Annotated in this window: 9 protein-coding genes; 3 read left to right on the forward strand and 6 right to left on the reverse strand. The window is 68.0% G+C overall.

Annotated features, from left to right (window positions below; translation table 11 throughout):
- Positions 1 to 60 precede the first annotated feature (60 nt).
- Positions 61 to 1050: a type VI secretion system protein TssA gene (locus AC59GX_RS13235; protein WP_426281437.1), complete on the reverse strand. Its 990-nt coding sequence runs from the start codon at positions 1048 to 1050 to the stop codon at positions 61 to 63.
- Between the two features lie 113 nt (positions 1051 to 1163).
- Here AC59GX_RS13235 and AC59GX_RS13240 point away from each other — a divergent pair, with 113 nt between their 5' ends.
- Genes AC59GX_RS13240 through tagH form a run of 3 tightly spaced genes read left to right on the forward strand, consistent with a single transcriptional unit; the run spans position 1164 to position 4884 of the window.
- Positions 1164 to 3131 (forward strand): type VI secretion system Vgr family protein, encoded by a 1968-nt coding sequence (locus AC59GX_RS13240; RefSeq protein WP_497301863.1) that lies wholly within the window; start codon positions 1164 to 1166, stop codon positions 3129 to 3131.
- Complete coding sequence (locus AC59GX_RS13245) at positions 3128 to 3667, forward strand: DUF6931 family protein (protein ID WP_426281435.1); 540 nt, start codon at positions 3128 to 3130, stop codon at positions 3665 to 3667. Before AC59GX_RS13240 ends, AC59GX_RS13245 begins: the two co-directional genes overlap by 4 nt.
- Complete coding sequence (gene tagH / locus AC59GX_RS13250; protein WP_426281434.1) at positions 3664 to 4884, forward strand: type VI secretion system-associated FHA domain protein TagH; 1221 nt, start codon at positions 3664 to 3666, stop codon at positions 4882 to 4884. Before AC59GX_RS13245 ends, tagH begins: the two co-directional genes overlap by 4 nt.
- 67 nt (positions 4885 to 4951) lie before the next feature.
- On the opposite strand, the gene AC59GX_RS13255 is transcribed toward tagH, so the two are convergent.
- Genes AC59GX_RS13255 through tssK form a run of 5 tightly spaced genes read right to left on the reverse strand, consistent with a single transcriptional unit; the run spans position 4952 to position 12322 of the window.
- Positions 4952 to 5719 carry a PP2C family protein-serine/threonine phosphatase gene (locus AC59GX_RS13255; protein ID WP_426281433.1) on the reverse strand — a complete coding sequence of 256 codons (768 nt, stop codon included), beginning with the start codon at positions 5717 to 5719 and terminating at the stop codon, positions 4952 to 4954.
- Complete coding sequence (gene tagF, locus AC59GX_RS13260; RefSeq protein ID WP_426281432.1) at positions 5716 to 6198, reverse strand: type VI secretion system-associated protein TagF; 483 nt, start codon at positions 6196 to 6198, stop codon at positions 5716 to 5718. Before tagF ends, AC59GX_RS13255 begins: the two co-directional genes overlap by 4 nt.
- Positions 6195 to 9590 (reverse strand): type VI secretion system membrane subunit TssM, encoded by a 3396-nt coding sequence (tssM, locus tag AC59GX_RS13265; protein WP_426281431.1) that lies wholly within the window; start codon positions 9588 to 9590, stop codon positions 6195 to 6197. The genes tagF and tssM overlap by 4 nt, the downstream gene beginning before the upstream one ends.
- A gap of 3 nt (positions 9591 to 9593) precedes the next feature.
- The gene (icmH, locus tag AC59GX_RS13270) at positions 9594 to 11003 is read right to left on the reverse strand and encodes a type IVB secretion system protein IcmH/DotU (RefSeq protein ID WP_497301866.1); all 1410 of its coding nucleotides are present in this window, start codon (positions 11001 to 11003) and stop codon (positions 9594 to 9596) included.
- Entirely contained in the window at positions 10976 to 12322 is a 1347-nt protein-coding gene (tssK, locus tag AC59GX_RS13275; protein ID WP_426281429.1) for a type VI secretion system baseplate subunit TssK, read from the reverse strand. Before tssK ends, icmH begins: the two co-directional genes overlap by 28 nt.
- Between the last annotated feature and the right edge of the window lie 201 nt (positions 12323 to 12523).

Below are 12523 nucleotides of genomic sequence, written 5' to 3' on the forward strand. Positions count from 1 at the left end.
GTCTGGCAGGTCAAGGTAACGCGGGAAAGTACGATGGCGAACATGCGCGATCCTGGCCCTTCAACGTTGCGCACGCGCGGACAGGATGTTCTTGACCTCGTCGATCGAACGGGGGGCGATATCGTCGAGTATCTCGATGAAATCGAGCGGGATCCACGTCTTCGCGCGTTCCAGCAGGAGAGGAATGGGGCTCGAGGGTTCCTGCCGGCGATAGAAATCGATCACCAGGTCGAGCGCCTTGGCGACGTCGGCACGACCGTTCAGGACATCGGGGAGGGCGCTGCCGCCGGGTACCGCGACAATCGTTTCCGTGTCGGCATGGTCGCGCAGTTCCGCCGGCAGCAGCGCGTTCGCCGCAGCCCGGATCGCGCGGATCGCAACGTAGACAGGCGCGAAATTGCTGCCGGTATCGCCCTCGGCGAAGGCAACCAGCGTTGCGTCCACCTCCCTGAGCGCCTCGGTGAGCACGTCGAGATGCGCTATGGCTGCAACCAAGTTCTCCGGGCCGATCGCCGGATCGTCGAGCGCGGCACGAAACGCACCATAACCGTCCTCGTTGGCACCGCCACGCGCAAAACGGATCAGATCAGCGCCGTCGAAGCGTCCGAAACGTTCATGCTCGATCAGCGCGATACCTTGGAGCGGACTGACGAACGCCGTGAAGTTGGCGAGCGTGTCGCAGGCACCGCGGCGGCCGGGAAAGCCGTAATCCTCGAGCCGGGGGTGGACCGTATCCCAGAAGCGGTCGGTAAGCCCGGCGAGCGCCTGTACGCCAGCAACGGTCACGTCCAGGCGTCCCGACCTCGCGCCGGCGCGGGCGAGATAGATGGCAAGCCAGATATCCTTGGTGCGATCCGCCTGATCGACGATCAGCGCGACAATCTCGCGCCAGTCGACCGAAATAGCCGGAGCATCCGTCGATCCATCGCCTCCGGACGTCGTGTCGAACGCCTGTTCGATGCGGAAACGGTCGGGGTCGTAGGCGAGGTCCGGTCCGGCGGGATCGTCGCCGGATATCGGGGCGAGGAAGCGTTCGAGATCGATCGTCATGCAGGCCGCTCCGTGTCGGTCGTGACGCCACGATGGCGGCGATGCGGGCTAACCCGTCAATCGGCGTGCAGCAATCGCCGCAATGATGTCGAACGTAACGCAAGAGCGGTCGCATGAAGCGGCAGGCAGAGATCGATGTGGCACTGGGATCCAGGGCCCGGTTGATTGGCTTCCATTCGGCCGAGCGGCTAAGCCAGCCTTTCCAGATCGAAGCGGAAGTCGTGCTGGAGGACCGGGTCGACATCCTGCCTGCGCTGGGCAAGCCCGCCTGCATCACGGTTTACGAGGTGGACGCGCCGGTCCGGTATTTCCATGGATTGGTGATCGAGGCGCATCACCTGCGACAGACCGACGAGGGGCATCATTACGCATTGGTGCTGCGGCCTTGGCTGCACCTGCTCGACAGCAATCGTGCGTATCGGATCTTCGAGCAGAAGACCGTAGTGCAGATGCTGCGCGATGTGCTCGCGCCCCATAGTCGACATATCGACTATGGCGGGCTGACCGAGACCTATCGGCCCTGGCCTTACTGCGCGCAGTACCGCGAGAGCGACCTGTCGTTCGTCATGCGCCTGATGGAGCGAGAGGGGATCTATTTCTACTTTCGCCACGAGAAGGGCGAGCACACGATGGTGCTGTGCGACAGTCGGGCCGCTCACAAGCCCTCGCCCCGCGCCGCGACCGTGAAGCTTCGTCCCGACCTCGTCGGCGGTCATGGTACCGAGGACTCGCTGTGGGAGTGGCACGAGCATGTACGGAGCGGCGGCGAACGGCGCGTGCTGATCCAGAGCTTCGACTATGAGAAGACCCTGGTCCGCGATGGACGCGCGGACGGCGGTACGCGCGGCCCGGCCGATACGCAGGAAATTCACGACTATACTGGGGACTTCGTCGATCCGACGCTGGCCAAGCATTGGGCGCAGGTGCGGCTGGAGGCGGCGCGCGCCGACCAACGGGTCTATACGGGATCGGGCGACACGATCGGCATCGCCTGCGGGGGGCTGTTCAAGCTTGACTCCACCGACGCCTTTGATCGTGGCCGCGAGTTCATCGTCACCACGCTAGACTATGCCATGGACGCGGAACCGTGGCGCAGCGACGGCGACATGGCACGGCGCGAGGTCTCGATCGAGGCGATCACCAGCCAGACGAAGTGGCGCGCACCGATCGTGACGCCGGCGCCGTTCGCGGGGCCGGAGACCGCGATCGTCATCGAGGGCGGCGCCGACGACAGCCGCGTCGACCGCATGGGCCGGGTAAGGGTCCGCTTCCTCTGGAAGAAATCCGACGAGGCCGACATCAAGGCGCGGTCATGCTGGCTGCGCGTTTCGCATCCGTCGGCGGGCGCGAGCTTTGGCCACGTGACGCTGCCGCGGCTTGACGAGGAGGTGATCGTCGATTTCCTCAACGGCAACCCCGATCGCCCGATCGTGACCGGCCGCGTCTATAATTCACGTCACCAACATGCTTACGCGCTGCCCGCCAATCGGACGCGGTCGCTGTACCGGTCGAATACGATCGGCAAGATGGGCAGCTATGGGGGGGCCGAGACCAGGCCGCGCGCGCCGGCGTTCAACGAACTCAGCTTCGACGACAAGGGCGGGGCCGAGGAAGTCTATCTGCGTGCGCAGCGCAATCGCCGCACCGACGTGCTGTACGACGACGCGGAAACCGTGAACCGCGACCAGGCGAACCGGGTCGGCCGCGACCGCGAGACCGCCGTCCGGCGCAACGACAGCACGACGGTCGAGACCGGCAACCACAGCCTGACGATCACCCGCGGCGCGTCGACCGTGCAGGCACGCCAGCGCATCATGCTGCGCGTCGGCACGAGCCGCGTGTTGATGACCCCCGCGACCATAACCGTTGCACAGGGGACGTCGCGGATCACGATGACCTCGACCAGCATCACGCTCGCGGTTGGCCCCAATATGATCAGCCTGACGCCCGCCGGGATCACGTTGAACGGCACGACCATCACCGGCAACGCCCTGTCCGCGCTCACCTGGGAAGGCACCGTCAGCACGATCCACGGCAAGGCGGCTGTGAACGTGCTCGGCGGCGCGGTGGTCATCGCATGAATGAGCCCTGGCATGGATCGGTATGGACCGAGGCGGGGCAGGTGCGATCGCTGCTGGAGTGGCCGGCGGGTGCCGACGACCGGCTGGCGCCCGATGACTGCTTCGCGCGACTGCGGGCACGACGCAGGGGGGCGGACGCGGCCTCTTTCCTCGCGGTGGCGATGCCGCGCTACGAGGCGGTGCTGTGGGCGGCACGGGGCGTGTACGATCTCGTGCGCCAGCCCGACGCGGATGCGATGGCGACCGTCACGGCCTGGTTGCGCGACCCGTCGGAAGTGCGCCGTCGCGACGCCGAAGCGATCGCGCGGACCATGCGCACGCCGACACCCGAGCGACTATGCGCCTGGGCGGCGTTCATGGCGGGCGGATCCGTCGCCCCCGAGGGTTCCGCGCCGTTCCTCGCGCCGCGCGATGCGACCGGTCGCTTTGCCGCGGCGGCGGTGATCCTGGCGGCGGCACCGCACGGCGATGCCGGGCTGGACGCGGTCCTCGACGCCGGTGCGCGGATGGCAGAAACGATGGAGTGCGCAGCATGACGCTGGTTTTGTCGATACAGGGCATGGACACGCTCGAGAATGGTGCGCCGACGATGCTGAGGCTGGTACGGCACGGCGCCATCGTCGGGCGGTCGGTCCATGCCGACTGGAGTTTGCCGGACCGCAAGAACCATCTGTCGTCGCGCCACTGCGAGATCAGCTACCGCGACGGGACCTATGTACTGACCGACCGCAGCACCAACGGGACGTTCGTCAACGGTGCGACCGAGCGGCTGTCGGCGCCGCACCGGATTGCGAACGGCGACCGGATCGTGATCGGCGCTTACGAGGTGCTGGCGGAATGTGCCGGCGCGGCATCGCCACCCGCCGCGGTCGTCGGCCCAGGATGGAGCGAATGGAACGAGGTCGCGCCGGCACCGTCATCCCGGTCGGCTTCACCGACCGCCAACACGAACGAGGAGGCGGTACCGCTGCCGTTCGACGGGGGTGGATGGGACACGCCGGCGCCGCTCTCGGTCTCGGCCTGGGCGAGCGAACCGTCGGAACAGTTGTCGCCGTCCGCCGCGCAGCTCTGGGGAGAATTGGCGGAGCGCGGCACGAAACCGGTCGATGCGGTCCTTCCGCCGCCGCCCGAGGTCGCGCGTGGCTGGGGCGCGTTGGAGGATGTCCCGACACGCGGCACCGAACCGCGAAACGACAGCACGGAACCGCGCGATCCCGAGCCGGACGTCACTGTTCCGCCCCGCACCGATCTGATGCTGCGGATGCTGGGTGGCCTGGCCGCGCTGGTCGAGGCACGGGCGCGAGCCAAGGCGGATCTCGGCGTCGTGTCGACGACGATCGAGCTCGACGGCAACAATCCGATCAAGTTCATTCGGTCGCCCGAGCGGATGCTGGACACGCTGTTGCAGCCGCCGCAGCCGGGTTTCATGCCGGCGGAGCTGGCGATCGACGATGCGTTCCGCGATATCCAGCTGCACGAGATGGCGACGGCGGCGGCGATGCGTGCGGCGATCGAGCAGACGATCAAGCGGTTCTCGCCCGCCGCGATCCGCGCGCGGCGGCGGGGTGGCGGCTGGTTGGCGAAGCTGCTGCCGCAAGCGCGCGCCGCGGCGTTGTGGCATGCCTATGAAGACGAATTCGAGGGCGTGGTGCGCGATGCCGACGAAGCGTTCATGGACCTGTTCAGCAGGGCCTTCCGCACCGAATACGCGCGCTGCCTGGATGCCGCGGCGGCTGCTCGCCCACGTCGATAGGCAGCAGATCGGCGCAGGTCGCCAACGCAAAAGGGGGAACGATCGTCACAGCGCCGTTCCCACGCCATCAGATTTCGAGCAGCAGCGCGCCGATCTGGGTCGCCTGTTCGCAGCCGATGATCGTCACCGTCACATTGTCCTGCGCGCCACGTTCGAGGGCGCGATCGAGCAGCAGTTGCGCGACCCGGTCGGGAGATGCCGATACGAGCGCACGGCGAATTTCACGATCATCGACCATCCCGCTCAACCCGTCGCTGCATAGCAGGAACACGTCGCCCCCCGCGAGCGATCCCTCGATCCGGTCGAGCAGCAGGGCCTCGAACGTGCCGACCGACCGCGCGAGCACGTTGCGAAAGGGATGGTCCGCAGCATCCCGCCGATCGAGCAGCCCCCGCGCGATCATTCGTTCGACCTCGGTGTGATCGGTGGTGAGCTGGGTCAGCGTACCCGCCCGGTGGCGATAGACGCGACTGTCGCCGGCCCACAACACTACATAGCGGTCGTCGCGGATCAGCAATACCGCCACGGTCGATCCGATCGGTGCGCCGCTCTTGCGGGTCGCGGCCCAGATCGTGGCGTTGGCAGCGTTCAGGGCCTCCGTCACGGCATCGGCCGCGCCCTCTATGGCGAGCGGAAGCGCAATGTGCTCCAGGGCGTCGGCGATCGTGCGCGAGGCCCATTGGCCGCGCTCATGCCCTCCCATCCCGTCGGCGATGGCCCATAGCCCGGCTTGCAGACGGACCACCCCTGCATCCTCGTTGACCGCACGCACCGTGCCCGGATGAGTCCGATATGCCTGCTCGAGACGGAGGGCCGCCGGCGATCGCATCGTCATAATGTCCAGTCCGCCTGCCATTCCCGCATCGGCGGGGAGGCGATCTCGGCCTTGGGAGGGATATTGGCCAGCGCGTTGACGGCGTCGTCGAGGATCGCGGCAGCATCACGCTGCTGGAGGAACGCGTCGTACAGGCAGCGTTCGAGGCTCGGCGCCATCCATTCGCCGTCGTCGCGCAGTCCGCGACCGCCGACCACGCCCAGTACGAACAGGAACGGCCGGCCGACCCGGTCGCACGAAAAGGCCGCGCACCCCACTTGCCAATAGGCTTCGCCGCGTCCCGGCTCCAGGACGAAGCCACGGGGCGGCGTCGTCTCGAGGATGCGGTCGAACGCCTCGCCGCCGCGCGCGCGTGTTGTGGCTAGCGTGTCGATGCAGCGCCGGTCCCAGATACGCTGCGCTTCCAGGGTCAGGCCACGGCACAGGAAATCGCCGAACGCGGGCAGTTTGCCGAACAGGAAGGGGCGGGTTTCGCTCATAACCGCTCCGGGCAGCGGAAGGAGAAGGGGCCGTTGCGCGCGAACGGGTTGGCGGCCGATGCGTAGGTCACGCGCAAAGCGGTGCGGTGGGGTGCGTCGCCGAACCAGACGACGATCGCCTGCGCGCCGGCATTCTGCATGCGTTCGGCGGCGGCGATCAACCGGAACAGCGCGAAGCTGCCCTGCCGGTCGATCCGCGACAGCGTCTGTGTGCCGTTCATCAGCGCGAGCGACGCCTGCGGCAGTGTCGTCGGGGTCCAGACGATCGGGTACGAGGCCGGATCGCGCGCCGCCAGCGCATAACGGGTGTTGCCGACCGCGAGGTCGACGGTCGTGACATCGGCGCCCGCGGTCTGGAGCGAGACCTGCAGGACCAGCCCGCCGGCCGTAAGGTCGCGGATCGCCGCGGCCTTGCGGAACGAGTCGGCACTCGACGGCGAGAACCGGCTGGCGACCGTGTCGTTCGTCCGCCAGCGCCACCGCTCCGGTGCCTGTACGAGCAGCGGCTGGAGGTTGCCGCGGACGAACCCGTCGATTTCGCCGTTGTTGCCGTAGACGCGTTGCAGTTCGGCCGGCGACACCTCGGTAGTGGCGGCGGCGTCGAACGGGAAGCGGCGATTCGTGGTCGTGCGACAACTGGCGAGGATCGTCGCGCTGTACTGGTCGTTCAGCATGGTCTCCGTTGTCCTGGCGGCGGCACCGCGACCGTTGCGGCCGATACCACCGACGAAGGATTGCAATTGTGGTGGGGCGGACACGCCGGCGGTGGAGAGATCGCCCAGCGCCGAGGCGAACTGGCCACGCAGCGCATCACCGCCGACGTTCGCGCCTGGCATGGCGCCTGCCGACGCGGCTGACGCAGCCTGCCGGACCGCCTGGACGAGCGCGTCGACCGGCGGCGGTGCTCCGGCCTCGCCGCGCGTGAAGGCCGCTGCTGGCCGGAAATGTGCCTGGATCGCGGTTCCCGCATCGAACCGCGCACTCGATGCTTGCGACGTCCCGAGCGTGGTGTTCTTAACGGTCTGATCCAACAGCGTCCGCAGCGGCGATGGCGTCCGCGTGAAGCTGCCGAGCGCCTGGCGATCGCCAAAATAATTGGCCGGCTGTGGCGTTGCCAGCACGTGATCCCACGCGGCGATATTGTCCTGTGCGTAACTGCGCGCGACGGTATCGTTGATCGCGGTCAACTGATCGCGAACCGACACCTTGGCCCCGTCGGACCCCAATACCCACAGGTCGCGGTCGAGTTCCGCGCCGATGTCCGCGAGTCCCGGACCGAACGCCCGCTTATAGCCGTCACGGGTGAAGAACCACGGGACCGACAGCGCCATGACCGTGTCGCCGTTGCGGAATGCGCGGCCATCGCTTTCGGCCATCACCGCGCTTGCCAGCCAGTCGGAATGCCCGGAGGCGGCGGCACGCTGGCGCAACATCGCATAAGCGCGGTCGGCGAGCGGCAGCCCGATCACCGCCGCTCTCGACTGGGCGAGCAACCGGCCATCGAGCGGTGCCCGACGGTTTGCCCACACCCGCCCTAGATCGTCGTCGGCAAGCAGCGCATCGAGATGTTCCGCCAGGCGGCGTCGGACATCCTCCCGGTCCGCGCCCGGCAAGGCGGTCGTCGCCCAGTCGTTCCGGACCCAGGCGCCCACGGCACGCGCGTCGAGCGGGCCGTAGCCGCCCAGCATCAGATAGGTCTTGAGCGGATCGTACAGTCGGATGGGCGTCTGCGCGTCGGTCCGAAGCGCCTGTTCGAGTTCGAGCAACAGGCGGGGCAGCATGATCCGTTGCAGCGCCTCCAGATACGTCGCGCGTGCCGCCTGCGCATGGCCGGACTGGTAGAGGCCGAGCCGCATTCGCCACGACGGCCGTCCCGACAGTTGCGCGGCATAGCCGCCCGGTAGTGCCCGCAGCCGATCGAGCACGGGCAGCATCTGTTCCAGGTCGGGATCGTCGGCACGCACCTCCGCCAGGTCGGCGCCGCTGGCAGTGATTGCCGCCGCTGCCGCTCGCGCGCCCGACAGGTCGGCCGCCTGCAAGCCCTTGTTGGCCTGGAACGAGCCATCCCACAGGAACAGCATGACGATCGCAACCGCGGCGAACGCGGCGATACCGCCGATATTGGCGAGGTGCCGGCGTCGCTGCACGACGGGCTCCGCTTCGACCAGCCCCGCCTCCGGAAACATGACCTCGGCGAACAGGCGGTTCAGGAAGAACGCTCGCGTTCGCGTGGTGGCCGCCGGACTGGCAATGCCATCATACGAGGTGGCGAGCGATGCCAGCAGCCGGTCGATCGGCGATCCCTCCTGCTTGCTGCTGGCGAAATAAAAGCCGCGGAGGCGATGGCCCGGCGCGTCGTCCTCGGGCAGCATGCCGCCCACCAGCCGGGCAAACCGTTCGCGCAGCGACAGCAATTGCGCGGAAAAACCGATGATCCGGCTACGGCGCTGGCGATCGGGCTCATCCTGCAGGCGCTTGGCGGTTCGTGCGTCGATCGCCTCGACCATCCGATCGAACGCCGCGGTCATGGTCGCGGCGGTGACGGGCTCGTCGATCGCCAGCGTGCCACCCAGCACCGCGCGACGGCCATCGGCGGCGAGATCGGCGAAAAAGTCTCCAAAGCCTTCGAGCAGGTCGGTCTTTGTCAGCAAAAGATAGACCGGTGCGGCGATCCGGAGCGTGGACCGAAGTTCCTGGAGGCGACGGCGGATCGCCGCGGCGTGCGCGTCGATCCGCTCGCGATCCTCCGATACCAGCATGTCGACACCGATCGTGACGATGATGCCGTTGACGGGTTCGAGCGGGCGTGTCCGGCGCAGCAGCGTCAAGAATCGCTCCCACCCCTTGGCATCGCCGCGCGGGTCGGAGTCCTGCGTCGTGTAGCGGCCGGCGGTATCGACCAGCACGGCATCGTCGGTGAACCAGAAATCGAGATTGCGGGTGCCGCCTTCCCCCTTCAGCGCACCGTCGGCGTACGGAAAGCGCAGCCCGGAATTGAGGAAGGCGCTGGTCTTGCCGGCGCCGGGCGGGCCGATGATGACGTACCACGGCTTGGCGTAGAGATAGTTCTTGCGGCGCCCGGACGCCTTGCGCAACTCGGCCAAGGCCTCGCGCAGCCGCGTTGAAACCGCCGCCGCGTCTGCCTCGCCCCGGTCGGGTGTGGCGATGCCCTCGGCGATCGCGCCGGCGTTGCGGCGTCCCCGCCATGCGCGCCATCCCGCGACCGCGCCGAACACGACGACCACCGCGATGATCAGCCCGAACCGGAAGCGCGAGCTGTTGAGTGCGGGAAACAGCATCGGCAGGCCGACCGAGCCCAGCAGTGCGATGATGACGCCCGCGGGCACGATCATCACGTACCAGTTGCGCTGCAGTTTTTCGATTCCGCTCATCGTCTACTCCGTGCGCGGCACGACGATTTCGACGCGGCGGTTGAGTGCTTTCCCCGCTGCGGTGGCGTTGGTGGCGATGGGGCGGGTCGCCCCGAAGCCTTGCGATGACACCCGCTTAGGATCCGGGAGCAACCCGCGGAACACCGTCGCAGCCGCCTGTGCGCGTGCGTCCGACAGCGCCTGATTGTCCGGGAAGGCCAGGCTGGTCACCGGATCGCTGTCGGCATGCCCCTCGATCCGGATCGCGCCACGCTCCTGCGCGACGGCGCGCGCGATCCGCTCGAACAGTGCCTGCCGCCCGGGTTCGAGCACGTCGGAGCCCGAACGGAAGAGCTGACCGATCGTGGTTCGTACGCGGACGCTGTTCGCATCCTCGTCGAGCGTGACGAGATGCTGGGCGATTTCCGGTGCGAGCAGCCCCGCGATCCGCGATTGCTGGGCACTCGTCGGCTGGGCGGCGGCATCGGCGCGGCGCGACAGGCGGAGCGGGGTCTGGGGATTGATCGCCGCCATCGCCGCCAGCGCGGGCTGGCCGGTCTGCCCCAGGATAAGCCGCAGCACGAGCAGCAGCACAAGCAGCCCCCCGGCAAGTACGCTGGCGGCCAGCAACAGCGGCGCCCATGCCCCGGCGGTACGGCGCGGCGTGGGGCGGCCGCGCCACGCCGGCACGAGTTCGGTCTCCGACACGGCGCGGACATGCGGCAAAGCGGCATAGGCGTCGGCCATCGTCCGGTTGAGGTCGGCGCTGCCGGTGTTGCCGACCCGGTGGCGGCCGTGGAACCCCGCGGCTAGGCAGGCGTGATAAAGCTCGATCAGGTCGGCATGACCAGCCGGATGCGCGAGCATGTCCGCCAGCAGCATCCAGAACCGGTCGCCGCCGATATTCTCGCCGAAACCGCGGACCACCATGCTGCGCCGCGCCCATTCGACGCCTTCCGCGCCGCGCCCCGGCAGCGTCTGCGCGACATCGTCGACGGTGGCATAGACCGCATAACGCGCGCGCCGCTGTTCCTCGACGTCGAGGCCGATGTGCAGCAACGCCTGGTCGAACCGCGCGGCGGCGGCACTGGCGCGGCGATGAAGCTCGGGCAGCGGCAGGTCTATCCGCCCGGACCGCACGGCGGAGATCAGCGCGAGCAGCGGGGTCGCCGCCTCGCGCACCGGATTGCGCGCCGTCCGCGCGACCCCGGGATCGGGGAAGTCCTCGTCGATCGACGGGGGCAGGGACGAAGGGGGCAGGGGCGGCAGGGAGTCGTGCGTAACACCCGGCGGCGCATCATTCCGATCCGACGAGACGAACAGCGTCGCGCCCTGTTGCCGCGCGCGCAACTCCTGCAGCGGGCTCGGCCGAAAGATCGTCTGCTCGCTCTCGTCGCCGCGCCGGCTCACCGCCTCGGCCCCCGCTTGACGCACCACAATTCGATCTGCAGCTCGGGCCAGTCGCCCGACAGATGCAGGCCGAGCGCGGGCGAGGTCGCGAGCGCCGCGAAGTCAGGCGATTGTCGGTCGAGCTCGAAATAGGCGTAGCCCGGCAGCGTGCGGATCTGCGGGGGCGCGGTCGGCACGTGACGCAGGGGGACGCCGGCCAGCGCGGACTCGACGATCTGCTGCATCTTGCCGACCGGACCGATCTTGGCGGTCGCAGGGAAACGCGTGCGAACGTCTTCCAGCGGCATCCGTGCGCTCACCGCGATGTAGAGGAAGCCCGATACGTAGGGCGCGGGGTCCGTGATGCGCGACGTGTACGCACCGGGGCCCGCCTGTTCGAGTGGCAGCTGGAAGGCGGCACGGTCGAAGATTGCGGACAAGGCGGCCTGGATCGACTCCACCACCGGCTCGAAACTGTCCGCGAGCCGCTCGTGATCGTAACTCGGGAACGTTGGCGGACGCCGGTCGACATGCGTCAGCGTGGTGATCTCGCCCGCCATGCCCAGCAACATTTCGTACAGCCGTTCCGGGTGCACCATCGGCAGCGCGGTAAGATGCGCCAGTTGCGCGTGCCAGCGGTTGAGCGTCTGCAGCAGGAGGAAGTTGACGAAGGTCTCGGCTCCGCCCTCGGTCGCCTCCACCGCGCGCAGTGCCAGTTCGTCGATACGTTGCGCGGCGCGGCCGAGAATATCGCGCAGCATCGCCGACACGCGGTCGCTTGCGCGTATGTCGAGCACCGGCGGGACATAGCGCGCGTCGAACTGCACCGCACCGTTGACGATCTCGCGTACCCGCGCCAGCCCCAGGATCACGCGTCCATAGGTCTGGTCGCGGCTAACGCCGAAGCTGAGGTTGGGTCGAGCGAGTTCGACCGCCTCGGCGCTGCGATCTTCGGAGAACGTGTCGATCACCTCGTCCTCCACCACCACGAACCGAGTCGTGTGCGCGGCGGGATGCGCGTCGTTGCGAAACGCGACCGCACCGGGCTGGTTCGCGGGCAAGGTGAGGAAGACGATCGCGTCGCGCGCATCGGCCGGCATGTCCATCGGGGCTGGCGGCGGCAGATCGTCGGGAATCGCGAAATACGTTCCATCGGGCATCACGCCGCGCAGACGTTCGATCGCGAACTTGCCCAGTCCGGCGAGCTCGCGGTCGATCACCAGCTCGGTCACGCCCCAGCGGTACGGTCCGGCATTGCGTCCCTGCGCGGCGATCGCCGCGTCCAGATGCCGATCCTGCTGCTGAAAATGCTGCTGGCGCAGGAACAGGCCCTCACGCCATGCGACCCGGCTGCGGCTTACCATGACTGCGACCTGCGGGCGTCGTCGGGCGGAACGTCGAGGGGCGAAACGATGGACATGGCCACCGTCTTGCGGCGTTCCGGTTTCAACGCCGTGTCGAGGACTGCACGGCGGGTTACGGTTGAAACATGACGCCGTCCCGCCCGTCTGGACGTTCATCTGCCAGTAAGGTTTAAAGTTCGACTACGTAGGTATTGTAAGAAT

The sequence above is a fragment of the Sphingomonas sp. 320_CC genome (assembly GCF_059691795.1).